Raw genomic sequence first — 24,071 nt, 5'->3', positions numbered from 1 at the left:
ATGGGCTTGACCATTGCAATCGTCGGCCGTCCGAATGTGGGCAAATCGACACTATTTAACCGGCTTGTCGGGCAGAAGCTTGCTCTCGTTGATGATACCCCCGGTGTGACACGTGATCGTCGCCGTCATGAAGCACGTTTGATGGATTTGCGTTTTGATGTCATTGATACAGCCGGCTTGGAAGAAGCTAAAAGTGATACTTTGGAAGGGCGCATGCGCGCCCAGACAAAAGCAGCCATTGATGAAGCCGATCTCATTCTTTTTGTGCTTGATGCAAAAAGTGGCATGACATCAAGTGATCTTAATTTTGCTGCTCTTGTTCGCAAGTCGGGTAAGCCGATTGTATTGGTTGCCAACAAATCGGAATCGAAACAGGCAACAGCAGGCTTTTATGAAGCATGGTCACTCGGCCTTGGCGAGCCTTGTCCGATTTCTGCCGAGCACGGTTTGGGATTACAGGATTTACGCGACGCTATTGTAGATGCCGTTGGCAAACAAAAAGCTTTCGACAAGACAGGAACCGATAAGGAAAATAGGCAAAGCGACGATGAGTTTGGCGAGAAAATTGATGATCCGGAAGCTGAAGAACCAGCTTACGACAAGACCAAACCTTTGCACATTGCAATTGTCGGTCGGCCGAACGCCGGTAAATCGACCCTTATCAATACCATGCTCGGGCAGGATCGTTTATTGACCGGTCCGGAAGCCGGAATAACCCGCGATTCTATTTCGGTGGATTGGCAGTGGAAAGGGCGTCAGATAAAGCTTTTTGACACCGCCGGTTTGCGTCGTAAGTCGAAGGTTGATGGAAAGCTTGAAAAACTCTCTGTTGCAGAAACCTTGCGCGCGATTCGCTTTGCCGAAGTCGTCATCATTGTGCTCGATGCAACCATTCCATTTGAAAAACAGGATTTGCAAATTGCCGATCTCGTCATCAGAGAGGGAAGGGCACCCGTCATTGCTTTCAATAAATGGGATTTGATCGAAAACAGGCAGGAAACGCTTGCCCGATTACATGAAGAATGTGCGCGTCTATTGCCGCAAGTGCGCGGTTTGAGAGCAGTGCCGGTTTCCGGCGAGCGTGGTGAGGGAATTGACCGGCTCATGGAAAATGTCGAAATGGTCCATCGTATCTGGAACCGGCGTGTGTCGACGGGCAAGCTTAATAGATGGCTTGCAGAAATCACTGCCTATCATCCGGCACCAGCGGTTTCGGGGCGACGTTTGAAGGTGAAATATATCACCCAGATAAAAACGCGCCCTCCGGTTTTTGTTATTTCCTGTTCCCGACCGGAAGCGATGCCGCAATCCTATCTGCGTTATCTTGTAAACAGTCTGCGTGATTCTTTCGATATGCCGGGTGTTCCTATCCGGTTGACGATGACAACCTCCGATAATCCGTTTGCCGGTCGCGCCAAAAAACGCTGAGTCGTTTTTTTTAAAAAATAGTGTTTGCACTTTATTCAGAAACATTAACAAATCGGCTTTGCTTTTTTTAAGAAAGCCGATAAATGCGCTATTTTTGCGTTAACCATTCTGATAAATTAAGGAAAAATTAATCAATAAAATCAACGAATAAGGGTGTTTTTGTTAACCATAAATAAAGGTTGATGAGGCAATCTTCAAACCACAGAAAACAAGTTTTTCTTTTTGTTTTGCGTAAGCGTATTTGCGTTGGAGTGATGTGGTGTTTGAAGTGTCTTTCATACCGTCTTTGCACCGTTCCGGTAACGAAGGTGAGCAGACCTTGATGCTTCGCACCGCATCCTCTTATTACATGCCGGAGGGGCGGTTTTATGAAGCGCCGGTCGTTTTAAAACAGAAGAAGCATAAATCCCGAGTTTTGCCGGTTTTCCTTGGTGCAAGCCTTTCGGCTTTAGCTGCAACAACTATTCACAAAACGGACTTTTCTCATGCGGTCCTGTCTTATAAAGCTGCTTTTGTCGATAATGCTGAAAACGCAGCTGGAGAAGTTGTCGCCTCACTTGGTCAGGCGAATGCTTCAACCATTGCCCAATCACATAATGAGCGGGCATTGGAGGATGAACAAAGAAAAGCCGACAATCACCTTCAAGGAAATAATACCGAACAGAAATCGACTCATGTTGATGAAGTCGAGGCCAATAGTCGGCAAGATCTTTCGAACAATCCATTTCAATCGCTGGCATCGGAATTTCCGAAATTCAGCATGAATGTCACACCGTTCCCGGAAAAATTCCGGCAAGTCGGTGTCTTTGAAGTTGCTCGGAATATCGAAACCGGAAACGAGAAGCCAAAAAGCGTGGGCGAAAACAGCAACAAGACAGGAAATAAATCCGAAGCAAAAATTGCTCTTGTCGTGCCACAGAAGAAACCGGTCTCGAAACTTCCTGTGCCGAAGATTCTCAAAAATCTTGTAACCAATGATAATCCGGATGTTTTGGCATTAGGTTACGCACCGGCCAATGCGAAAGTCGATACAAGCGCATTTGATAGCGTATTGACGGAAAAGCAAAACTCGCCAATCGACCGGAACGGACGTTTTATTCCGCCTATCGGGCGTAACGACCATGCCTGGGCTGCAACACCTCTGCCTCCTGAAGCCTTTACAGCAAAAGAACAGAAGTGTCTGGCCGAAGCGGTTTATTTCGAGTCTCGCGGAGAATCAATCAAAGGGCAGGCGGCTGTTGCACAAGTCGTTTTGAACAGAGTAAGAAATCCGGCCTATCCGAAAACAATTTGCGGTGTCGTTTACCAGAATACCAACTGGATCAATCATTGCCAGTTTTCATTTGCTTGCGATGGACGCAAACACAGAGTAACCGAGATGGCGCAATGGACCGTGGCCCAGCAGGTTGCCAGAGCTGTTACGGCTGGTCAGATATGGTTTCCCGAAGTAGGCTCGGCCACCCATTATCATGCGGTCTATGTCCGTCCTCGCTGGGCACGCACAATGATCAAGGTTGACAAGATCGGATTGCATATTTTTTACCGTACGCGCTATGGCGGTTGGATTTGACATAAAGACTAATTTCGAGATAGAAAATTCATAAAATACAATATGATAATAGATGTTTCAGACATCAATTCCGAGAAAAAACAAGTTCAACCAAGCCGTTACTTTCCTTTTTGAAGAAAATTCCTTTTGATCTTGGGGGCTAGCGGCTTGACGAATGCTTCAGGTAACAATATGTTGCGCCCAACTCTAGAGGTCAGACCTTTACTTTGCATTTGGGATCAAGGGGCCAAATATGGCGAAAGGTGATAAACCTGTTAAGCCTGAGAGGGGTACTCGAATACCGGAGCAGGGGAACAGTCCTGAAACTTTGGATCTGGAAACACGCAGACGCAATCTGCAGGAAAAATTGGCTCGCTATCAAGCGGACAAGAAGCCGGATCCCGAAAAACAGGAAGCAGGACCTTCGAAAGGGATGGCGCAGGCAATCAGACTGTCCAGCGAATTTTTGGCTGGCGTTGTGGTTGGTGTTATACTAGGGTTAGGATTTGATCAATTGGCAGGAACATCGCCGTGGGGATTAATTATTTTTCTTTTCCTTGGTTTTTCTGCCGGAGTATTGAATATATTACGGTCGGTGGGGGCTGTTGCTCCCAGTCAAATTGGCAAAAACGGCGCGTCGCGCCAAGATGAAGGGCCTGATAAGCCCGAGTAAAAGAGGTTAAGGTGTCAGCGAGCGGTCCAGATCCTATTCATCAGTTTCAGATGTCTAAGCTGATCAATATTTCTGTCGGAAATATGGATTTATCATTCACCAATGTTTCGCTCTTCATGGCTATAACAGTGGTATTTTCCTCGTTGTTTTTGTTTGCGTCTTCGTCGAGTCGGGGCATCATTCCGACAAGGATGCAATCCATTTCGGAAATTACCTATGAGTTTGTTGCCAATATGTTGCGCGGCTCGGCGGGAGCACAAGGCATGCGGTTTTTCCCGCTTGTGTTTTCTATATTCGTTTTTGTGCTGGTAGCAAATTTCTTGGGGCTATTTCCGTATTTCTATACGGTTACGTCGCAAATTGCGATTACCTTCGCTCTTGCCATGCTCGTCATTTTTACGGTTGTCATATACGGTTTTATTAAAAACGGGTTCGGCTTTTTAAGATTGTTTGTTCCTTCAGGTGTGCCGGTCATCATCCTGCCTCTGGTAACAATTATCGAAGTCATCTCATTTCTTTCCCGTCCGATCAGCCTGTCTGTTCGTCTTTTTGCCAACATGTTGGCAGGGCACATTACCCTCAAAGTTTTTGCCGGTTTCGTCGTATCTATGATAAGTCTTGGTGCGGCAGGCATTGGCGGTTCAATTTTACCTCTTATTATGACTGTGGCAGTTACGGCCCTTGAAGTTCTTGTGGCGTTCCTTCAAGCCTATGTCTTTACTATTCTAACCTGTATGTACCTTGCTGATGCGGTGCATCCCGGACATTGATGAAACTGGTGGGGTTCCACCGCTTTTAAATGCGATTTTGCTTCAAAGGAGAATGAAATGGAATTAGCACTCGCAGCAAAATATATAGGCGCCGGTCTCGCCTGCTTTGGTATGGCAGGTACAGCCCTTGGCCTCGGTAATATCTTCGGTAGCTATCTTTCGGGTGCGCTTCGCAATCCGTCTGCTGCTGATGGTCAGTTTGCACGCTTGGTCTTTGGCTTTGCTGTTACAGAAGCGTTGGGCATTTTCTCTTTGCTCGTTGCCATTCTGCTTCTGTTCGCTGTCTGATAATTTGAATGCCTTTGGCTATTGCATTTGACGAGGCAGGCCCGAGGCCTGCCATTCGTTCTTGGCAGTGAGCCAATTGTTTATAATAAAACCTTGAGCTGCCGGAAGGCTGTTACCAATTGTATTAAAACATTGGAGCTTGTGAGAGGGTAAAACGGGATGTTTCTATCAAGCGCATTTGCGCAAACTGTCGAAACGCCAGTAGAACATGCGGGCGAAGCTGCACAACATGCAGGGCGTGTTTTTCCGCCTTTTGATTTTTCGTATTACGAGTCGCACATTTTCTGGCTCATTATTTGTTTTGGCCTGTTTTATATAATCATATCGAGGATCATTGTGCCACGAATAGGCGGCACGATCGAAATTCGTCGTGACAGGATTGCATCCGACCACGATAAAGCCGAACGTATGAATATGGAACGCGAAAGTGCCATTGCTTCATATGAACGCGAGCTTTCCGAAGCCCGTGCAAGAGCTATTGCGATTGCTCAAACGTCTGCCGATGAAATACGTAACAAGGTCGATGAAGAACGTAAAAAGTCGGAAGCCGAGCTTGATAAAAAACTTGCGGAATCGGAAGAGCGGATTAAAAAAATACGTAACAGTGCGATGGGCAATGTGAATAAAATTGCTGAAACAACAGCAGCCGAAATTGTCGAAAAACTTATCGGCTCGAAAGTCAGTGCTTCGCATGCAACCGCGGCTGTCAAGTCTGTAAGCGGTTTGGAGTAAAAGACCATGATGACAGATACGTTCTGGGCGCTGATAGGATTGCTTCTCTTTATAGCCGTTCTTGTCTACTACAAAGTGCCTGCACTCCTTAACCGTTTTCTTGATAAAAGAGCAGAGCTTATAAGAAGCGAGCTTGATGAGGCGCGTCGTACACGCGAAGAAGCACAAGAGCTTCTTGCAGTCTATCAGGCAAAGCGCGAGCAAGCCGAAAAGGAAGCTAAAGAGATTATTGCCGCTGCCAAGCGTGAAGCCGAATTGCTGGCAAAAGACGCCCACCAGAAAATGGCCGATTATGTTGCCCGTCGTAACAAAATGGCAGAGCAGAAGATCGCCCAAGCAGAAGCGGAAGCTGTTGGCGCGGTAAAATCCATGGTTGTTGATATCGCTGTAGCAGCAGCAAAAGAAATTCTCGTGAAAGAAATCGATAGCAAGAAGTCTTCAAGCCTCATTGACAAATCACTTGAGGACGTCAAGGCTCATCTTAACTAGATTTTTCTTTTTATGAAATGACGATGACCACGCTCTGATCAGGCGTGGTTTTTTTTGCCTTCAAATAATCTTCAGCTGTTGCTTAGCCAAAGATATTTATCTCTTTTGTCTATTGAATGCATTCAAGCTAACGGCATAAACAATTCGGCGATTTGTTCGTTGCGTTTGCGGATAATGCTGCACTTTGTTTTGGGCGTCTTATTTCATTAAAAGGCAAAGTTTTTTAGACGTTCCCAGTGACGAAGCCGTTTGAACGGTCTGCCGAGAATGTTGAGTTCCCGAACTTTGTCGCGCGGGAACGAAGTGCCGTAAAGGTTAAGTAAACTTTCCTTATACGGCCGACAGACCCTTTTTATCGATGTCAAATCTGTTCGCCGCTCGACAAAAGTTGGCTTGACTATTGCTTTTTAAATCGGAGATATAACTTTATGTGGGACGTGTTATGTCCCCGCCCATTTTGTATGGGTAACCTTCTTAAAAATTAAGTAAGGCGATCCTTTTTGTCTATGCATTATTCTTGGGGCATTTGTGTCGTCTTCATAATTTCGCGTTTGACAAAAATAAACAGACTCTCTTCAGAAGAATTCAGTCACCAATTGTAGTTAGCATGTGATCCAACGAGGTACTTTTACTGAAATTTCAAGCGGCGGGAGTAAACAAAAGTACTGATAGAGTTTCTTTGACGACGTTCTTGATGTGTTTCCTCTCATTCAAATTCGTGGAATGCCTAAGGATAAGAAGTTCAGAAGCAATGGCTACCAGAATCCAAAACAAGCTTTAATTAGATAAAAACCCACCCTTATTGGCGTTCGTTTGTGAGAGAATGGCTTGTTTCAGTTATCACAAGCCACGCTATGATCCGTTTAGGCTCATTCAAGAAGATCACGAGGATAGAACCTATTCTCAACTATTACCCCTATTATTTTGGGTGCCCTTAAAACTCGCTCCACAAAAGCAATTCTGTTAATAAAAACAAGTAGCAAAACTTTTATCACACTTTTCATAAGACAGTTATTAATAAATAGAAATTATTTTGATATTAATTTTATTCAAATTGATAATATTGATATTTGTTAATTATGTGACGAATAAAATAAAAAATATACATGTATGACAATTAAAATATATTTATTAAATTCAGAAAACGAATTATATTTTGTTAGAACTTTAAAATCACTAACTTCAAAGGGTTTTTATTATGGCTAAAAATGAAAAAACTTCATCAGAAAAAGTGGCTAAAGAAGCATCGAAACAATTGAAAGATCCCAAGTCGACAAAAGCACAAAAGTCGGTTGCAGGATCCGCTTTGACACAAGCAGCAGGGAAAAAGAAGTCCAAATAAACGTTAAAGACTGCTCTTTATCATCTTCTTGAAGTGCAGATAAAGCAATATAACTGCTACATTCCTCCATCAAGTTTTTAGGCGGGGTGAGTTGTAAATATTGTAGATTATTGTGCAATCTCATCATGCTTGTAAAACAGGTTTTTAAGCATTGAAATCGCGCCGAACTTTTTTGACAAGCGTTCGGGAAGGCATGGAATCCTTGATGATTTGGGTGGGTACCGCCCTTTGAGGGCAGGATTTTTATAAATAAGACCGGTCAGAAACGGGATGGATAGCGCTTTCCGCGAAGCGGGTGACGTAATGGCATCGTTGTTTACGAATACCGGACAATTACGGGAAGGTCGAACGGAATAATTTATCTCCCCTATTGACCCGTTTCTATCGTTGGCCGTCTTAATGACAAGGCTCGTCAAATTAAAAATAATTCTCTGATCGATTTTTTCTTTCTTGCATAGACAAGTAAAATAACACAATCTAAAATATCTATCGGTCTTAACCTATATATAGTTAGGCACGCTAGGATGCGGGGGTGCGTTCGTCGCGGTTGTTGGCAAAGTTAACAAACGTTTAGAGGGATTTAAAATGTTTAAAGCTGGCAATATTGTTCGGTTGAAATCCGGTGGTCCTAAAATGACTGTCGATAAGGTCAACAATAGTAAAATTTCTTGCGTATGGTTCAAGGAAGAGCATTTGAAGACCGCCATCTTCCGCAAGGATACATTGGAACTCGTGAGCGAAGGCGAGAAGCATAAATCTTCAAAAACCAAGGGCAAAACCAAGATTGAAGAAAATGGCAGAGCGATGGCAACGTTTAAAGCAGCTAACAAAGCAGCCAAAAAGGCAGACAAAAAGTCGCTCTGATATTATCTGATAGTTATCCTCTAACGCTGAACCATTCCCTTTAAACTTTTCCGATCCTCGTTTCACGCTAGGTTTTAAAGCGGGATTTTCGGGGGCAACTCACAGGTCAAGGATTTATCGGGAATTGTGGCTCACTTTGTTTGCAATGATATCGCTGCAACTCAGAGGTATAAAACAAGGGGAATGGTTAGGCATTGACCACAGAGGAGGGATAGAGCTCCAACTGTTCTTAAAGGGAGGAATGATTGCTAAATAGGGAGTTCTGCCAACCATTGTTACCATTGAACAAGTTGGAGGGATGTGACCTTTGTTGGTTAACCAAATGTTCCGATATATCTCGGATGAGGTCCGGTCAGAATGGCGTTTCAGCAAAAATATCGTCTGTAGAGTGACGTAAAAATCTGCAAATGACACTCAAACGGATGCACGACGGTTGCGACTTCAGGCTTTGGCAGGCTTAAGCATTACATAAATATGGTTCCATCAGTTGGTTATGATCAATTGAACACCGGTGGATGCCCATTAACAACGAAGATTGATCGTAAAAAGATTCCGCGTTGAACTGTTGACCGGTTTAACCGGATCGGTAAAATATTCTTAAAGTTCCTTGAAAGTTTTTCTGATAAATCGCTACGCCATAAAGTGCAAATTTGCTTTTCGGTGAACGAGTCCGCAAATGAACAGCAAAATTGTGTGGCTTATGAAGCCGCTTGCTTTGGTAAGTTTAAGCATTATCCTGATATGAGCCGTTATCCGAGTAGGTAGTGAACGACCTTGAACACTTCTAAAACGAAAGATTGACCACTAGGTAGGTAACGAGTTTAACAATTGTTGCCCGTAAATGAAGTAGCAAAACATCACATTTATTGCTGATAATTAGTTTGTGTCGCATTTCTTAATGGCGTTCAGGTCAAATGGCTTTCTGTAGAAGCAATCCCCTAGATTTGTGCCATATCAGCAAATAACCCGCAAGACGATGCCTGACATGATGAAGCCACACGCTTTCGAGGCTTAAATCATTAACCGTTTGGCTCATTACCTGAGTATGAAGTGGACGACTTCGACAGGTTTTGGAAGCGGAAGCCCTATAGCTGCGCAAACGTCACGCTCGATTATTGTTGCCATTGCATGAATTGGAAGAACATTATCAAGGTTGCTGAACGGTCTTTCCAATTCGTCGCTCAGAGCGTCAAGGCCAAATAGCGTATAAGCAACAAGAAGGCTTGCAACTGGTGTCCACCAACCAAGTATATCGGTAAAACCGAACGGAATGAGAAAACAATATATATAAGCCGTGCGATGGAGGAGAAGCGTATAAGCGAAGGGTACGCGCGTATTATTCAATCTCTCGCATGAAGTCTGGTTTTCATTAAGCTCGGTCAAGCTTTTATCAAACATTTGATATTGAATATCGCTCAGAGCTTTTTGCTGCTGCAAAGTTGCAAGATACTTCGAAATCTGGTTGAGGATGAATGAAGGCTTATTATGGCTTGCCTGATAGGCTTTAACAAACTCTTCCGGAAAGTTTGAAATTAACGAGGGGAGGGATGATGTCCCTTTCAGATGGTCAACAAGGCTTTGGGAAAAGGCGGAAGTAAGTTCCAATATTGTTTTTCGTTCCGCATCATTACCGGTCAGGACAGCCGATTGGCGAATAAGATCGCGTGAACCGGAAATAATTTTTCCCCAAACCTTTCGCCCTTCCCACCACCGGTCATAACAGGCGTTATTGCGGAAGCCCAGAAAGGTCGACAGCGCAATGCCAAGCATCATGAACGCTGTCCCGTTATTATAGGTAGGTATGACGCGGGGATAAAAATGGTGGGCTAATACCAAGGCTGTTGAAAGAATTAGAATTGCGACAAGTTGTGGTGCTATGGCAGGAAGAATAGAGCCATGCAATACAAAAAAAAGCCGTAAGAATCCCGGCCGTTTACGGATAATCATATCATTCTCCGCTGCCGGCAAGCATCGAATAATCACCGGCAACACTTAAATTTTTATAATATTCTTTGTGGCAGTTTAAGGGCAATGCACGTAGGTACCGCCGGACAAATCCATTTTTGAAAACAATTCAAATCAGATCTGTTTCAGGCGGATTCCCACGTAACTTTCAACCGGAAAGTTTGGAAAAATCTGCCACCCTTCCGGTCACTGTCGTGATGCGTTGCAGAATTGATAATCTGTTCGCACGCACGGCATTATTGTCATCATTGACGAGCACTTTTTCAAAAAATGCGTCGACAGGTTTGCGCAATCCCGCCAGCACGAGCAAAGCGCCCGAAAAATCATTGGATTCAATGTGGGATTTCACCTTGCTTTCAGCATCAACAATTGCCTTGAAAAGTGATTTCTCTTCTTCTTCAATGAACAGCTCGGGATCGACATTGTCTGCTATCGGAGTTTTTTTCTTGATTTCAGCTTCAAGAATATTGAAAGCGCGTTTGAAACCGGCAATCAGATTATTCCCGTCATCTGTATTAATGAAGGAAATCAAAGCTTCGACGCGGCGGGCAACCTGCAGGAGGTCATCTGCGTCATTTTGCATGACGGCATCAATTGCGTCGTGGCGCGCTCCTTCGTCCTTAAGATAAACTTTGAGGCGTTCATGGAAGAAGGATAAAAGATCGTCAAGAACCGGACCGGTCTTTGCCGCCACTTCCTTCTCGAGCTTCTTTTCCTCCATTGAAAGTGCATTGTCGACATCTTCTCCGGCATCGGTTTCTGTTGCGTTTTCATGACGCAAACCGGATTCGTAAAGGCTTAAAGCACGCTCTATCGTGTGGCGAGAAATAAGACCGATAGCCTGTTTGAAAATCGGCATAAGATGGATTGTCCAGTCACGCGCAAGAAGCAGGCGAATGACACCCAAACACGCGCGTCGAAGGGCAAAAGGATCTTTTGAACCGGTCGGCTTTTCGTCAATAAGCCAGAAGCCTACAAGAGTATCAATCTTATCGGCAAGGGCAACGGCAATGGAAACCGGGGCACGTGGAACGCTGTCTGTCGGCCCTTGAGGCTTATAGTGCTCTTCTATAGCGGCAGCAACGCTTTCATCTTCGCCTTGAAGAAGAGCATATTTATGCCCCATGACGCCTTGGAGTTCCGGAAATTCGCCAACCGCTTCTGTTTGCAAATCGGCTTTTGCAAGGAGTGCTGCACGTTTTGCCAGTTTAACATCGGCGCCAACCAGCGGAGCAATGATTGAAGAAAGAGCGGCAATACGCTCTACTCTTGCGCCTTGTGTGCCGAGTTTTGCGTGAAAAGTTACATTCAAATGGTCAAGGCGTGCCATACGTTGGTCAAGCGGCTTCTTCAAATCAAGGCCAAGTTTTTCAGCCGACAGAGAAAGCTCTGAAAGATCGGGCAGATTGTGTTGGTCGGTATGCCAGAAATACAAGGCATCCGACAAACGCGCACGCACAACTTTTGCATTGCCGCGCGCAATTTCCTTGCCACCATCAGGTGCGACAATATTGGACACCAATATGAAGTGATTGGAAAGTTTCCTCTCTTCACCTTGTTTGCGGGTGACAAAGCATTTTTGATTGATGCGGATGGTGAGCCGGATAATTTCGGCAGGAATTTGCAAAAAGCTTTCCTCGAATTCCCCCATCAAAACCACCGGCCATTCAACAAGGTTTGATACTTCTTCGGCCAGTCCATCGTCTTCGACCAGATCAAGCCCCTTGGCAAAACAAAGATTGCGTGCATCTGCAAGGATGATCTCCTTGCGGCGATCGCCGTCCAGAATGACTTTCGTATTTTCAAGTTTGGTGACGTAATCGTCAAAGCGGCGAACTTCGATCGGCTTGCCGTCGCTCAAGAAGCGGTGACCATATGTTATATTGTTGCTCTTAAGTCCTGCAACCTCGAAAGGAACGACTTCCGTTGCGTCATTTTCAGGCCCGAAAACACACAGAATGTTTTTGAGGGGACGGACCCAGCGCAAGGCATTCTGTTTTGTCGATTGCTTGCCCCAGCGCATGGATTTCGGCCAAGGAAAATTGCGGATGATATCAGGCATGATATCGGCTATAATTTCTTCGGCACTGCGACCTTTTTTGGTAATCTGGGCGATATAGAAATCCCCTTTCTTGGGATCGGTTTTGATTTCGGCTTCGCTAATATTGGAAAGACCAGCCGAACGTAAAAAACCGTTTATAGCTTGCTCGGGAGCTTTTACGCTCGGGCCCTTGCGTTCTTCATGGACATCCTTCGAACGGGCACTCAAACCTCTTATATCAAGTGTCAGGCGCCGCGGTGTCCAATATTCCCGTGCTGCTTCATAAACAAGACCATTGTCAACAAGTCCGTTGGTGACGAGCTTTTTCAAGTCACCTGCAGCTTTACGCTGCATACGGGCCGGAATTTCTTCACTAAAAAGTTCCAGAAGAAGATCGGGCATCAGGCTTCCCCTTTATAATTTGCGCCACCGGCATCGGTTAAAAGAAAAGCTTCGCCACAACGGCGCGCGAGATCGCGAACCCGTAAAATATAGCTTTGTCTTTCGGTAACAGATATGACACCGCGTGCTTGTAAAAGATTGAAGACATGACTGGCTTTGATGCATTGGTCATAAGCAGGCATGACACAAAGGTGAAGCCCGCCTTTTTCTTGCGGTTTTCCTGCTTCAAGAATAGCAGCACACTCGCGTTCGGCATCAATAAAGTGGCGGTGTAAAAGTTCGGTATCGGCAAATTCGAAATTAAAACGCGAATATTCCTGCTCGGCTTGCAGGAATATATCCCCATAGCTGATTTTATCACTTCCCTTGCGGCCGTTGAAATTCAAATCATAAACATTGTCAACGCCTTGAATATACATTGCCAACCGTTCCAGACCATAGGTGAGCTCTCCGGAAACGGGCGAACATTCGATACCGCAAATCTGTTGGAAGTAAGTGAACTGGGATACTTCCATGCCGTCGCACCAGCATTCCCAGCCTAGCCCCCATGCCCCCAATGTCGGGCTTTCCCAATCATCTTCGACAAAGCGGACATCATGGAGATTTGTATCGAGTCCGATAGCCCGCAAGGATCCCAGATAAAGATCCTGTAAATCATCTGGCGAAGGTTTGAGCAAAACCTGGAATTGATAATAATGTTGCAAGCGGTTCGGATTTTCGCCATAGCGCCCGTCGGTCGGACGGCGGGAAGGTTGCACATAGGCAGCTTTCCACGGGCGTGGCCCCAATGACCGCAGGGTCGTAGCCGGATGGAAAGTACCAGCTCCCACTTCCATGTCATAAGGTTGCAAAACAGCGCAACCATATTGCGCCCAATAGTTCTGCAATGTCAGGATAAGCCCCTGAAAAGAGCATTTCGGATCAAGATATTCGGGTAGGCTCACGATATTACCCTTTTGAGATTGATAAAAACATATCCGGAAAGAGAAAATCCGGCACAAAACGTCTATTCTTTCACGCCCCCATGGTCAAGGGACGAGGCGATTCAAAAAGCCATTTGGTGAAAAACTGTTTAGTTCAAAAAGTCGTTTGGTGAAATCGACCGTCTGCTCAAAATATTCATTTGATTAAAACTTGCCATCCGGTAAAAGCGGCGTGCGGATCAAGAAATCTCACGAATTATAGCTTTTCTGTTTCAATGCTTTGTATTATCGGTTTTTTCGGGCGTTTTTTCAGTGCCTTTTTCCGCGGTTGGTGTTTTTAATCCTGATTTCAGTTTTTCCTGAATTTTTGCAAGTTCTTCCGGCTCGGGTTTTCCGGCAATTGCGTGGTTCCACTGGAATGTGGCTTCGAGTTTGCGTCCGACCATCCAATAAGCATCGCCAAGATGATCATTGATGGTTGCATCTTCAGGACGCAATTTTATGGCATTTTCCAATGTTTTGACGGCCTCGTCATAACGACCGAGTTTGTAATAGGCCCATCCGAGGGAGTCGACGATATAACCGTCTTGTGCACGCAACTCGGCTGCTTTTTTGACCATATTCAAAGCTTCGTCAAGTTTTTCATTACGATCAATGAGCGAATAGCCAAGATAGTTCAAAACCTGCGGCTGGTTAGGATAGAGTTCAAGTGCTTTACGAAAATCCGGTTCGGCTTTATCCCATTCTTTCAATCGCTCTTCGGCCATGCCTCGTTGATAAAGCATCAGCCAATTTTCTTTTTCGAGGTGTGGAATGCGAGCAATTGCTCGATCCATGACGGCGGCGGCTTTGTCATATGACTTTTCTTGCATATAAACGCCCGTCATTGCCATCGAGATGCGCTGGTCTTCGGGATAGTCTGTTTCAAGGGCTGCCAAATGGCGAATTGATTCATCACTTTTCCCGGTGTCAGCCAGAATAAGGGCTAGTCTTAATTCTGCATCGCGATAGTAAGGGGATTTGACCGGTATTTCCTGATAAATATCAATTGCCCGTTCGTTTTCTTCCAATTTTGAAGAAATATCGGCAAGCTGGAATAGCGTTGCGTCATTATGCGGGCGCAGCGCTTCATCAAGCTGGAGGAAAATACGGGCAAATGCTTCAGCCCCGCCACGATTGATAGCTGTGCCGAGATCATAGAATACTTCACCAGCACCCTCTTGAGGCGTTTTGATCAGCATATCAAGCGAACCGCCTTCCTCGACCCTTTGGCGAATATTTTTCAAGGCATCGCGTCCGGTAAGCATTTTTTCACCGTCGCGCAGTGTAGTGAGGGCTTCATCACGCTTGTTGTTGCGTAGTTCAAAAGAAGCGTAGGAAACGATAATGCGTTCATAGGTATCAGGGGCTGCGGCACCCCCTTGTTGGTCATTCAAAGCCTGCTTGTAATATTTTTCCGCATCATCCCTGTGTCCGGCAAGATCGCTCATCAACGCCATATGATAGCTTAGAAATAAATCGTACCAGACCGGTCCGAGCAGCTTTTTAACATCCTCGACAGCACCGGTTGTATTGCCACGACCGAATGTTGCCCATGCCCCCAATAAACCGGATGAAAGTGTATCCATGTCGGAAGGTTCGGAAAATTTGAGCTCGCTTTTTGCAGTAATATAATTTTTTCTGATAAAGGCATCGCTTGCAAGTGTAAGCCTGACATAGCGTTCAACGTCGGGATTACCTTTCAGCCGTTTTGCCTGTTTGACAGCGTCTTTGAATTCGCCTGCTGACAAAAGGGTTAAAAGCATATCCTGCTGCATGGATACGTTATCCGGTTCAAAACCGAGAGCCTGTTTGAAATAGGAAATAGCAAGATCGACATTGTTGTCACTTGCAGCAATGCGGCCAGCCAGATACGCTCCAGCAAATGATCCTGCTTTGACAGGTTCTTCCTTTTTTGCAAAGGAAGGTTCTGTCATCAATATTGTACCCGCTAAACAAAGCGCAATCAGGCGGGTAACTTTTGCGGCTTGCATGAAAAGATCCTCTTTCCGACTTAAAACAGGTTGGCCACCTTTATAGGATATATCCAGCCAATATGTTCAAAAATATCATCTGTTTCGGGTCATTTTTACGAGAAAACAACCCGACGGAAACTCAGTTGACGCGTGAAATACAAAATTCGATAACTTCACACAATGCTGCTTTTTCCTTACTTGGTGCCAGTCCATCAAGAGCTTTCAATGCTTCATTGCCGTGATGACGTGCTGCTTTTATTGTATCTTCAAGACTATGATGTTGCTTCATGAGCTTTTGCGCATGGGCTAACGCTTCATCGTCATTTTTTCCGTCTTCAAGAGATTGTTTCCAGAAAGCTTTTTCTGTTTCGTCGCCGCGAATATAGGAAAGAATAACCGGCATGGTTATTTTGCCTTCGCGGAAATCATCACCCGTATTTTTACCCAGATTTTTGGAATTGCCGCCATAGTCGAGTGCATCGTCGACAAGCTGGAACGCGAGTCCTAAAGAGGTTCCGTAATGTCTTAAAGCCTGACGTTCTTTTTCTCCGTAGCCTGCAATGATAGGTCCCACTTCTGCTGCAGCCGAAAAGAGGGCTGCAGTCTTGGCATTGATAACTTTCAAGTATTCATCTTCGGTTGTTGTCAAATGTTTTGCAGCCGCAAGCTGCATGACTTCACCTTCGGCAATAATCGCAGCAGCATTTGCAAGCACTGAAAGAGCATCCATCGAATTAACTTCGACCATCATTTTGAAGGCCTGGCCCAACAGAAAATCTCCGACAAGGACGCTTGCTTCATTGCCCCAGATCATTCTGGCAGTCGATGTGCCGCGCCGCATATCGCTGTCATCAACAACATCGTCATGAAGCAGAGTTGCCGTGTGCATAAATTCGACCGCTGTTGCCAGTTTGATGTGCCCTGATCCCTCATAGCCGAACAAGCGGGCGGAAGCCAATGTCAACATCGGTCTTAATCTTTTGCCCCCGGAAGAAATAAGGTGGTTTGAAACTTCAGGAATCATTTCCACATCCGAACCGGCCATGGCAATGATAAGCTCGTTTACTTTTTCCATGTCACTTTTGGTAATATTGATAAGCGGCGTTATCGAAGCCTGATTGTCGGCTTTTTTATTTGAATTTTTCTCAGCAACCAATGCCCATACTCCTGAAAAATCTCTTGATTTTTGCCAGCACCTTAATGAAGCAAGAGGATCAACTCAAGCGTGATATTGCTTGAGATAGCGCGTTTCAAAAAATATTTAAGGAAAAATACCATTTTCTCGTGTAATTGCATGTCATGCCGATAAAAAATAGGTGACTTGACTTTATGATCGAACTATTTGCCACCAATGATATTGTGCTCATTTCATTTGTCGAAAGTCTTATGAAATCGGCAGGCATACTTTATTTTGTGACCGATCAGAATACCAGTGTCGCAGAAGGTTCGCTCGGCGCAATCCGTCGTCGATTTCTGGTGGATCAAGAAAGTGCTGAAGAAGCAAGAGAAATCATGATAGACGCAGGTTTGGCTCATGAGCTATCACAATGACAACAAAGCGGATATGACCTCGCTTGATGAAACGATAGATGTTTTTCATCGGGGCGGTTTTTATCTGGTGCAGCCCAAAAGTGGCGGACATCGTTCGGGCATGGACGCAATGTTGCTCGGCGGGCTCGTGCCAACCGATTTCAAGGGCAAGATTGCAGATCTCGGAGCTGGTGCCGGTGCTGCAGGTTTTGCCGTTGCCGCTCGTTGCAAAAAAGCTGAAATTACACTTGTTGAACGCGAATCCGGAATGGTTGCTTTTGCTAAAAAGAGTATTGCACTTACCGAAAATCAGGAAGTTGCAAAGCGGATGAATATAATTTTGGCCGATGTCACATTAAGGGGTAAAGAAAGACGGGAAGCGGGGCTTTTAGACAATGCTTTCGATTTCGCAATAATGAATCCGCCTTTCAATTCTCCATTAGACCGTAAAACTCCCGATGATTTGAAAGCCGCAGCCCATGTTATGTCCGATCATATGTTCGAAGACTGGATTCGTACTGCCTCGGCCATTGTAAAACCATCCGGTTTTTTAGGCTTGATCGCCCGGCCACAATCTTTGTCCGAAATACTTCAATCATGTGACGGGCGGTTTGGTAATATAATGGTATTTCCTGTCCACTCACGTAAAAATAGTCCCGCAATCCGCATTCTGATCCACGCTAAAAAAGCAAGCAAAGCGCAACTGTCACTCATGCCTGCACTTTATATTCATGAGACCGACCTTCATGCTTTTTCGCCGATAGTTGATGCAATCAACAATGGCAAAAAGAGCATCTGGCAGAGTATTTGAACGGGATTTTAACAAAATATTGCTTTTTGCCATTTACATCTTAAATGACAGTAGTGCAGTTTTTTAAGCTATAAAAGCAGATTTTCTTATCAGGAGTTCAAACTTGTCAGGCTTTTTTAAACGTTTTATTCCACGCCGTTTTCGTTCCAATGCTGTCGAAATTCCGGTTGTCCGGCTGCAAGGAATGATTATGGAAGCTTCTTCCCCTTTGCGTCAAACTTTATCACTGAGTTCTTGTGCAAAAGCTTTGGAAAAAGCATTTTCCGACAAAGAAGCGCCGGCTGTGGCTATTTCTCTCAACTCTCCGGGTGGCTCTCCTGTCCAATCGCGCCTGATTTACCGTCGCATTCGTGACCTTGCGGAAGAAAAGCACAAACGCGTTCTGGTTTTTGTTGAAGATGTTGCTGCATCCGGCGGCTATATGATTGCTTGTGCAGGCGATGAAATTTTTGCCGATCCGTCTTCGGTTGTTGGCTCAATCGGCGTAGTTTCCGCGTCATTCGGTTTTCCTGAGTTGCTCAAAAAAATCGGCGTTGAACGCCGTGTTTACACAGCTGGCAAAAACAAAGTTTCGCTTGATCCGTTCCAGCCTGAAAAAAAGGCAGACGTCGATCATTTGAAGGCTCTGCAACTCGAAATTCATGAAACCTTCATCAATCTCGTAAAGGAAAGTCGGGGTTCCAAACTGGTTGATGACCCCAATCTGTTTACCGGCATGTTCTGGACGGGCAAAAAGGGCAAGGAGCTCGGGCTTGTTGATGAACTTTCCGATTTGCGTTCTTTAATCAAACAACGCTATGGTCATGATGCCAAAATGCGTCTTGTTTCAGCTTCGAGAAGCTTATTAGGACGCAAAACGCCGGCCATTTCGGCGGGTTTGGTCTCTTCAACGGTCGATGGTCTTATCCAATCGGCAGAAGAACGGGCTTTGTGGCAACGCTATGGACTTTAAAAAGACAAATTTTTGCAGGAAGATATCACAATAGTCGTTTCAAGACTTGATTTGCGCTCATTAATTATCAAATAATGACATAGGAGCGAAAGGTGAAAATGTTGAGATTAGTTATTTATGGTCTGATTTGTGCAGCTGCACTTTATGCCTATCGTGCTTTCAAGCGCGAATCGCAACGCGTTGCTCTGCGTGTAAAACATGCCGAGGATGAACGCCGCACAGGTGCAAATGGTACATTGGTGAAAGATCCCGAAACGGGTGAATATTACGTTGAACGGGATTAAACGTGCCTTTCAAGGTTGCAAAATCCGCAACAATTGTAACACCGATTAAAATCAATCTGGCGCTCCATGTGGTGGGGGAGCGCAACGATGGTTATCACCTTCTTGATAGTCTGGTCTGTTTCAGCTTTGAGGGTGATGTTCTCTCTTATAAAACTGCCAAAACAAATAGTTTTTCCATTGTCGGCTCTCAATCTGTCGCGCTCCCGGCAGATGCGAACAATCTGGTTTCAAGAGCGCGTGATCTTTTTGTTAAAAAATTTCCTCTAAAGGCCGAGCCTTGTCAGCTCATCCTTGAAAAAAATCTACCTGTTGCTTCCGGAATCGGTGGCGGCTCCGGCGATGCTGCCGGTGTATTTGCTCTCTTAAAACAGCAATGGAAAATCGAAGCATCCGATCAAGAGCTTTTTGAACTCGGTTTGACATTGGGTGCCGACGTGCCGATGTGTCTATCGGCTTTTTTTAATCGTAGGTCGCTTCGTGTCTCGGGTATCGGCGAAAAACTTCAGCCGGTTGATTGTTGTAGAATTCCGATGGTGCTTGTCAATCACGGGCAGTCCATTTCGACACCGGAAATTTTTAAGCTTTTAGGCAATAAAAAAAGTCTGCCTCTTGATATCAATTTTGCAAAATTGGCAAATCTTCATTCACTTGTGAATGAGCTCAAAAAAACACACAACGATCTTTATGAATGTGCGCGTTCGCTTACACCAGAGCTCGATGATGTGTTGGAAATATTTGACGAGAATGGCGCACTTCTCTCACGTATGTCGGGGTCAGGTGCAACTTGTTTCGGCATCTTTGACAATATCAAGAGAGCGGAAGAAGTAGCAAGAAAGATAAAATCACAAAAACCGGACTGGTTTGTAAAAGCAGTTGAGACAACGGGCAAAATAAACGAATAATCAGGAATGAAAGATCATGAGTCATATTGATGAAAAAGCCAAGATGGAATCGCTCAATATTGCGGTTTTGTCAGTGTCGGATACACGTAATTCTAGTGATGACCGGTCCGGAGATGTTCTGGAGGAACGTATCAAATCGGCGGGTCATAATTTGGCTAAACGTGATATTGTTCGCGATGAAATTGTCGAAATCCGCAAAAAAATTGTTGATTGGGCAGCTGATCCTGGCGTTGAAATTATTATCACCACCGGTGGCACCGGTTTTACCGGACGCGATGTTACACCAGAAGCAATAGAACCATTGTTTGACAAGCGGATGGACGGATTTTCGGCTATGTTTCATAAAGTTTCCTATGAGACAATCGGCATGGTGACAATCCAGTCCCGCGCAACAGCAGGACTTATCAATGGAACATTTGTCTTCTGCCTGCCCGGTTCAACAGGTGCCTGCAAGGATGCGTGGGATAATATATTGAAAGGCGAGCTTGATAGCCGCCAGCGCCCGCATAATCTAGTTATGCTTATGCCACGCTTGACAGAACGATAAGAAAACGAACGGTTTTGTTTGTAATCTTTTAATGGAAACGGCTCTTTTAAAAACCAGAAGAGCCGTTTATTTTTGTTTTGTTGGTAGAGAAATCTGTATCGGTAAAACCACCGGTCTAAGACTATTTATCGCTTTTTTTAATGCTGTTTCATTGTCGACATTGTCGATAAGCTTTTCTTTCAACACAACTAAGCCGCATTCCATCAAACGGGTCTTTTTGAAAAATTTTGGCAGGAGAGATGTTTTTGATAAATCGACAGAGCGGAAACGTGCAGGATTTGTCTCCTTCTCGACATAACGGCTTAAAATTTCCCGCCATTGGTCGAGTAAGCGTGCACCTGGTGTGAGAAAAAGCAGCCATTTGCTTTTTGCCGACATAATGGCACCGCCAAGTGTGCTTTTTGGGAGATAGCGACAGCCGGTATCATTGGCAACAGTCTGCAAGACATTGCTGTGATTTTCCGACCATAAAATGACCTCGCTGACAAGACCGAACACACTCCCCGATACAAGCATTGCTAGTGTATCGGCAAGAGGATCTATATCTTCATTTGCGTGAATAATAACGCTAACCATAGTGTTTCAATTAAAACATTATTTTATCAAAAGCACGATAATTTATGTTCTTGTTTTGTTCGCATTGGCGTGATAAATCGCGGAAATGGGAAAAACAGTGATCAATCAACATCTGGCAAATGTCATGGCAAAGGCCGATCGATTGGCTTTCAACGCGATGTCGACCGATGGCGGAAGAATGTTGATTGATCAATCTTTACTTCATGCAGAGGCAGAAAAAATAAGGGGAAGGGGAGCTGCGCTCAATCCTGCCGGAAGGTTCGAGAAACAGTCAGGCGAACGGTTTTATGATGGTTGGGATTTGGATGAACAGCTTTGTCCGCTTCAAACGTCTGTAGAAACCGAAAAAGCCCGTACGATTATTACCCATAATGATTCGCCCGATATTTTCTTTGATCGCTCGATCAATCCATATCGGGGATGCGAACATGGTTGTATTTATTGTTTTGCGCGCCCCACCCATTCTTATATGGGGCTCTCGGCAGGGATTGATTTTGAAACAAAATTATTTGCCAAACCCGATGCTGCAAAACTTCTTGAACGGGAATTATCAAAACCCGATTATAAGGTTCGGCCAATTGCTATCGGAACCAATACAGACTCTTATCAGCCAATTGAAAAAAAATGGCAGATTATGAGGCAAATTCTTAATGTATTGGATAAATGCGGTCATCCGGTTTGCATTACAACAAAATCTGCACTTATTGTAAGGGATTGCGATATACTTGGAAAAATGGCCGAACGAAAGCTTGTCCGCGTGGCGTTATCCATCACAACATTGGACAGAAAGCTTGCCCGCCTCATGGAACCGCGTGCTGCAACACCGGAGCGACGCCTATGGGCAATCGAAGAATTGACAAAAAAAGGCGTGCCCGTAAGCGTTATGATGGCGCCGGTTATTCCCGGATTAAACGACCACGAAATAGAAACTGTTTTGATGAGAGCGAAAGAGGCAGGTGCGATTGATGCTGGTTATGTCATGCTCAGACTGCCTTATGAAGTTGCTCCGCTCTTTAAAGATTGGCTATTGCGCGAATATCCTGATCGTTACAGGCGGGTTATGCAATTAACCCGTGATATGCGTGGCGGCAAAGATTACGATGCGGATTGGAAAACGCGCATGTCCGGCGAGGGGCCGTTTGCCAAACTTGTTGCCGACCGTTTTCGTCTGGCACGACAAAGACTGGAATTACATGAACGCCATCAAAAGCTTGAGACGGGGCTTTTTAGACCACCATTGAAAGTAGCAAAGCAATTGTCGTTTCTTTTTGATGACAAAATTTGACGAACGTTTTTCTTAACGTTTTCGAATTGCCGGACTTGCGCAAAAACTCTCGTAATGCAATTAGATTGTCCATGTCTCACAAAAACAACGATTTGCCGTTATTTGATGATTTTCCTTTAATGCCCGATTATTCGATTGAGGAACATCTTATTGCAAAAGGCTACCGGAATATAGCCGGAGTGGATGAAGTCGGGCGTGGCCCATTGGCCGGTCCTGTCGTAACGGCAGCCGTTATTTTTGACGGGAACAATATTCCCGATGGCTTAAATGATTCCAAAAAACTTTCGGCAAAAAAACGCGTTAAACTCTATGATTTGATTTTTGACAGAGCCGTTGCAGTTTCGATTTGTAGTCTTTCAGCAACAGAAATAGATCGTACAGATATCAGGAAAGCAGCCCTTGAAGCCATGAGAAGATCGGTGCACAGTCTTTCTGTCAAGGCCGAATATGTTCTGGTTGACGGGCGGGATATACCACCACATCTTGGATATCCGGCACAAGCTTTGATTAAAGGTGACGGGCGATCCCAATCTATTGCGGCAGCGTCCATTATTGCAAAAGTCACCCGCGACCGGCTAATGGAAAAGGTGGGAAAAGTTTATCCTGCTTACGGTTTTGAAAAACATGCCGGATATGCAACAGCGTTCCACCGCGCAGCAATAGAACATGAAGGGCCTGTCAAAAGATTGCATCGCTTCAGTTTTGCCCCGATCAAGGGGGCGTTCTAGAGGATTGGTATGATGATTGTTCTTGCCTCGTCAAAAGACGCTGTTTCCAAGGCTGTTTCCTATCTCGATAAGGGGGAGCTCGTGGCACTACCGACCGAGACCGTCTACGGACTTGCGGCAGACGCAACAAATGGCAAAGCGGTTGCCAATATATTCAAAACCAAAGGACGCCCCCAATTCAACCCGCTTATTGCGCATATCAGCGGTATGGATATGGCGGGAGATATTGTCGAGATTGACGAGATTTCGAAAATGCTGATGGACACTTTCTGGCCGGGACCTTTAACATTCGTTTTGCCACTTAAAAATAAAACTTTGATAGACCCGCTTACCAGTGCGGGTTTGAAAACTTTGGCGGTTCGCAATCCTGTCGGTATATTCGCAACAATAGTAAAAGAACTCGGCCGGCCGGTTGCAGCACCGAGCGCAAATATTTCCGGCCGTTTGAGTAGCACATCCGCCACGGATGTTGCCGATATGTTTGGTGAAAAAGTGCCGCTTATCATTGATGGCGGCCCGACACGTGTCGGTGTTGAATCGACCATTATCAAAGTGGTGGGCGACCATATTTATCTGCTTCGTCCGGGCGGGCTTGCAGCTGAAAAAATTGAAAAAATATCAGGAATTAAGCTGGAACGTGTAGACCAGCGAGCAGCCATTGAAGCGCCTGGTATGTTAAAATCACATTATGCACCCAATGCATTTGTGAGGCTTGATGCCAAAGATGTTAAAAACGATGAAGCACTTTTAGCCTTTGGAAAACAACAAACCCGAAATGCGGGAAGTGCAGTGGCAATGCTCAACTTAAGCGAAAAAGGTAATCTTGAGGAGGCGGCCAGCAATCTGTTCCATTATTTGAAGGAACTTGATAGAAAAGATGTTAAATGTATAGCTGTCGAGCCGATACCGTTTACGGGCTTGGGCGAGGCTATCAATGACCGGCTTCAACGCGCAGCCGCACCAAGGAAATAGAAA

The 24,071-nt window shown here is 45.0% G+C and carries 24 protein-coding genes; 18 read left to right on the top strand and 6 right to left on the bottom strand.

The annotated features are described in order from the left end of the window. From der to PEB0122_RS05850, 9 genes are all read left to right on the top strand, one after another. Positions 1-1,428: a ribosome biogenesis GTPase Der gene (der, locus tag PEB0122_RS05885; RefSeq protein ID WP_075870190.1), complete on the top strand. Its 1,428-nt coding sequence runs from the start codon at positions 1-3 to the stop codon at positions 1,426-1,428. Positions 1,429-1,687: 259 nt separating this feature from the next. Then, the gene (locus PEB0122_RS12015) at positions 1,688-2,998 is read left to right on the top strand and encodes a cell wall hydrolase (protein WP_404801503.1); all 1,311 of its coding nucleotides are present in this window, start codon (positions 1,688-1,690) and stop codon (positions 2,996-2,998) included. 232 nt (positions 2,999-3,230) lie between these two features. After that, positions 3,231-3,650: an AtpZ/AtpI family protein gene (locus tag PEB0122_RS05875; RefSeq protein WP_075870189.1), complete on the top strand. Its 420-nt coding sequence runs from the start codon at positions 3,231-3,233 to the stop codon at positions 3,648-3,650. A gap of 11 nt (positions 3,651-3,661) precedes the next feature. After that, on the top strand, positions 3,662-4,420 hold the full coding sequence (locus tag PEB0122_RS05870) for a F0F1 ATP synthase subunit A (RefSeq protein ID WP_075870188.1): 759 nt from the start codon (positions 3,662-3,664) through the stop codon (positions 4,418-4,420). A 57-nt stretch (positions 4,421-4,477) separates the two neighbouring features. Continuing rightward, a complete protein-coding gene (locus tag PEB0122_RS05865) occupies positions 4,478-4,708 on the top strand; it encodes a F0F1 ATP synthase subunit C (RefSeq protein WP_075870187.1) in 231 nt (76 codons plus the stop codon). 159 nt (positions 4,709-4,867) lie between these two features. Continuing rightward, positions 4,868-5,440 (top strand): F0F1 ATP synthase subunit B, encoded by a 573-nt coding sequence (locus tag PEB0122_RS05860; RefSeq protein ID WP_075870186.1) that lies wholly within the window; start codon positions 4,868-4,870, stop codon positions 5,438-5,440. 9 nt (positions 5,441-5,449) lie between these two features. Beyond that, positions 5,450-5,929, top strand: coding sequence for a F0F1 ATP synthase subunit B (locus tag PEB0122_RS05855; RefSeq protein WP_075870430.1), 480 nt, complete (start codon positions 5,450-5,452; stop codon positions 5,927-5,929). Positions 5,930-7,127: 1,198 nt separating this feature from the next. Next, positions 7,128-7,271: a hypothetical protein gene (locus PEB0122_RS11815; protein WP_178391790.1), complete on the top strand. Its 144-nt coding sequence runs from the start codon at positions 7,128-7,130 to the stop codon at positions 7,269-7,271. A gap of 585 nt (positions 7,272-7,856) precedes the next feature. Continuing rightward, positions 7,857-8,135, top strand: a complete 279-nt coding sequence (locus PEB0122_RS05850; protein ID WP_075870185.1) for a YodC family protein — start codon at positions 7,857-7,859, stop codon at positions 8,133-8,135. Between the two features lie 1,035 nt (positions 8,136-9,170). On the opposite strand, the gene PEB0122_RS05845 is transcribed toward PEB0122_RS05850, so the two are convergent. From PEB0122_RS05845 to PEB0122_RS05825, 5 genes are all read right to left on the bottom strand, one after another. Continuing rightward, the gene (locus tag PEB0122_RS05845) at positions 9,171-10,082 is read right to left on the bottom strand and encodes a bestrophin family protein (RefSeq protein WP_075870429.1); all 912 of its coding nucleotides are present in this window, start codon (positions 10,080-10,082) and stop codon (positions 9,171-9,173) included. 166 nt (positions 10,083-10,248) lie between these two features. After that, on the bottom strand, positions 10,249-12,543 hold the full coding sequence (glyS, locus tag PEB0122_RS05840) for a glycine--tRNA ligase subunit beta (protein WP_075916041.1): 2,295 nt from the start codon (positions 12,541-12,543) through the stop codon (positions 10,249-10,251). Continuing rightward, a complete protein-coding gene (locus tag PEB0122_RS05835; protein ID WP_075914852.1) occupies positions 12,543-13,487 on the bottom strand; it encodes a glycine--tRNA ligase subunit alpha in 945 nt (314 codons plus the stop codon). The genes glyS and PEB0122_RS05835 overlap by 1 nt, the downstream gene beginning before the upstream one ends. A gap of 251 nt (positions 13,488-13,738) precedes the next feature. Further along, positions 13,739-15,499, bottom strand: coding sequence for a tetratricopeptide repeat protein (locus PEB0122_RS05830; RefSeq protein WP_075916040.1), 1,761 nt, complete (start codon positions 15,497-15,499; stop codon positions 13,739-13,741). Positions 15,500-15,620: 121 nt separating this feature from the next. Continuing rightward, on the bottom strand, positions 15,621-16,637 hold the full coding sequence (locus PEB0122_RS05825) for a polyprenyl synthetase family protein (protein ID WP_075870181.1): 1,017 nt from the start codon (positions 16,635-16,637) through the stop codon (positions 15,621-15,623). Between the two features lie 173 nt (positions 16,638-16,810). Here PEB0122_RS05825 and PEB0122_RS05820 point away from each other — a divergent pair, with 173 nt between their 5' ends. The 6 genes from PEB0122_RS05820 to moaB all read left to right on the top strand — a co-directional run bounded on the left by PEB0122_RS05820 (position 16,811) and on the right by moaB (position 20,507). Beyond that, positions 16,811-17,032, top strand: coding sequence for a putative signal transducing protein (locus tag PEB0122_RS05820; protein WP_075870180.1), 222 nt, complete (start codon positions 16,811-16,813; stop codon positions 17,030-17,032). After that, entirely contained in the window at positions 17,016-17,822 is an 807-nt protein-coding gene (locus PEB0122_RS05815; protein ID WP_075916037.1) for a tRNA1(Val) (adenine(37)-N6)-methyltransferase, read from the top strand. Before PEB0122_RS05820 ends, PEB0122_RS05815 begins: the two co-directional genes overlap by 17 nt. A gap of 103 nt (positions 17,823-17,925) precedes the next feature. Next, positions 17,926-18,774, top strand: a complete 849-nt coding sequence (locus PEB0122_RS05810) for a S49 family peptidase (protein ID WP_075916035.1) — start codon at positions 17,926-17,928, stop codon at positions 18,772-18,774. Between the two features lie 98 nt (positions 18,775-18,872). Beyond that, complete coding sequence (locus PEB0122_RS05805) at positions 18,873-19,058, top strand: hypothetical protein (protein ID WP_075870428.1); 186 nt, start codon at positions 18,873-18,875, stop codon at positions 19,056-19,058. Between the two features lie 2 nt (positions 19,059-19,060). Next, positions 19,061-19,960 carry a 4-(cytidine 5'-diphospho)-2-C-methyl-D-erythritol kinase gene (locus tag PEB0122_RS05800; RefSeq protein WP_075916033.1) on the top strand — a complete coding sequence of 300 codons (900 nt, stop codon included), beginning with the start codon at positions 19,061-19,063 and terminating at the stop codon, positions 19,958-19,960. Between the two features lie 16 nt (positions 19,961-19,976). After that, positions 19,977-20,507, top strand: a complete 531-nt coding sequence (gene moaB / locus PEB0122_RS05795) for a molybdenum cofactor biosynthesis protein B (protein ID WP_075916031.1) — start codon at positions 19,977-19,979, stop codon at positions 20,505-20,507. Positions 20,508-20,573: 66 nt separating this feature from the next. Here the strand turns inward: moaB and PEB0122_RS05790 are convergent, their stop codons facing one another. After that, positions 20,574-21,083 carry a hypothetical protein gene (locus PEB0122_RS05790; protein ID WP_075916029.1) on the bottom strand — a complete coding sequence of 170 codons (510 nt, stop codon included), beginning with the start codon at positions 21,081-21,083 and terminating at the stop codon, positions 20,574-20,576. A gap of 85 nt (positions 21,084-21,168) precedes the next feature. On the opposite strand from PEB0122_RS05790, the gene PEB0122_RS05785 reads away from it, so the two are divergent. The 3 genes from PEB0122_RS05785 (at position 21,169) to PEB0122_RS05775 (ending at position 24,068) form a co-directional block, all read left to right on the top strand. Next, entirely contained in the window at positions 21,169-22,368 is a 1,200-nt protein-coding gene (locus PEB0122_RS05785) for a PA0069 family radical SAM protein (RefSeq protein WP_075916027.1), read from the top strand. 71 nt (positions 22,369-22,439) lie between these two features. Next, a complete protein-coding gene (locus PEB0122_RS05780) occupies positions 22,440-23,096 on the top strand; it encodes a ribonuclease HII (RefSeq protein ID WP_075916306.1) in 657 nt (218 codons plus the stop codon). 12 nt (positions 23,097-23,108) lie between these two features. Beyond that, positions 23,109-24,068 carry an L-threonylcarbamoyladenylate synthase gene (locus PEB0122_RS05775; protein WP_075870426.1) on the top strand — a complete coding sequence of 320 codons (960 nt, stop codon included), beginning with the start codon at positions 23,109-23,111 and terminating at the stop codon, positions 24,066-24,068. Positions 24,069-24,071: the final 3 nt, after the last annotated feature.

It is taken from the genome of Ditibartonella apis, from assembly GCF_001952075.1.
In the GTDB taxonomy this organism is placed as follows: Bacteria; Pseudomonadota; Alphaproteobacteria; order Rhizobiales; family Rhizobiaceae; genus Bartonella; species Bartonella apis.
Note: the sequence above shows the minus strand (reverse complement) of the source record. Positions and strands in the feature narration are given on the sequence as shown.

Excerpts from the sequence above, each read along its gene's own strand:
- der (WP_075870190.1), top strand. The coding sequence starts at position 1 with ATGGGCTTGACCATTGCAATCGTCGGCCGTCCGAATGTGGGCAAATCG.
- PEB0122_RS05875 (WP_075870189.1), top strand. The coding sequence starts at position 3,231 with ATGGCGAAAGGTGATAAACCTGTTAAGCCTGAGAGGGGTACTCGAATA.
- PEB0122_RS05865 (WP_075870187.1), top strand. The coding sequence starts at position 4,478 with ATGGAATTAGCACTCGCAGCAAAATATATAGGCGCCGGTCTCGCCTGC.
- PEB0122_RS05860 (WP_075870186.1), top strand. The coding sequence starts at position 4,868 with ATGTTTCTATCAAGCGCATTTGCGCAAACTGTCGAAACGCCAGTAGAA.
- PEB0122_RS05855 (WP_075870430.1), top strand. The coding sequence starts at position 5,450 with ATGACAGATACGTTCTGGGCGCTGATAGGATTGCTTCTCTTTATAGCC.
- PEB0122_RS11815 (WP_178391790.1), top strand. The coding sequence starts at position 7,128 with ATGGCTAAAAATGAAAAAACTTCATCAGAAAAAGTGGCTAAAGAAGCA.
- PEB0122_RS05850 (WP_075870185.1), top strand. The coding sequence starts at position 7,857 with ATGTTTAAAGCTGGCAATATTGTTCGGTTGAAATCCGGTGGTCCTAAA.
- PEB0122_RS05845 (WP_075870429.1), bottom strand. The coding sequence starts at position 10,082 with ATGATTATCCGTAAACGGCCGGGATTCTTACGGCTTTTTTTTGTATTG.
- glyS (WP_075916041.1), bottom strand. The coding sequence starts at position 12,543 with ATGCCCGATCTTCTTCTGGAACTTTTTAGTGAAGAAATTCCGGCCCGT.
- PEB0122_RS05830 (WP_075916040.1), bottom strand. The coding sequence starts at position 15,499 with ATGCAAGCCGCAAAAGTTACCCGCCTGATTGCGCTTTGTTTAGCGGGT.
- PEB0122_RS05820 (WP_075870180.1), top strand. The coding sequence starts at position 16,811 with ATGATCGAACTATTTGCCACCAATGATATTGTGCTCATTTCATTTGTC.
- PEB0122_RS05815 (WP_075916037.1), top strand. The coding sequence starts at position 17,016 with ATGAGCTATCACAATGACAACAAAGCGGATATGACCTCGCTTGATGAA.
- PEB0122_RS05805 (WP_075870428.1), top strand. The coding sequence starts at position 18,873 with ATGTTGAGATTAGTTATTTATGGTCTGATTTGTGCAGCTGCACTTTAT.
- moaB (WP_075916031.1), top strand. The coding sequence starts at position 19,977 with ATGAGTCATATTGATGAAAAAGCCAAGATGGAATCGCTCAATATTGCG.
- PEB0122_RS05790 (WP_075916029.1), bottom strand. The coding sequence starts at position 21,083 with ATGGTTAGCGTTATTATTCACGCAAATGAAGATATAGATCCTCTTGCC.
- PEB0122_RS05785 (WP_075916027.1), top strand. The coding sequence starts at position 21,169 with ATGGGAAAAACAGTGATCAATCAACATCTGGCAAATGTCATGGCAAAG.
- PEB0122_RS05780 (WP_075916306.1), top strand. The coding sequence starts at position 22,440 with ATGTCTCACAAAAACAACGATTTGCCGTTATTTGATGATTTTCCTTTA.
- PEB0122_RS05775 (WP_075870426.1), top strand. The coding sequence starts at position 23,109 with ATGATTGTTCTTGCCTCGTCAAAAGACGCTGTTTCCAAGGCTGTTTCC.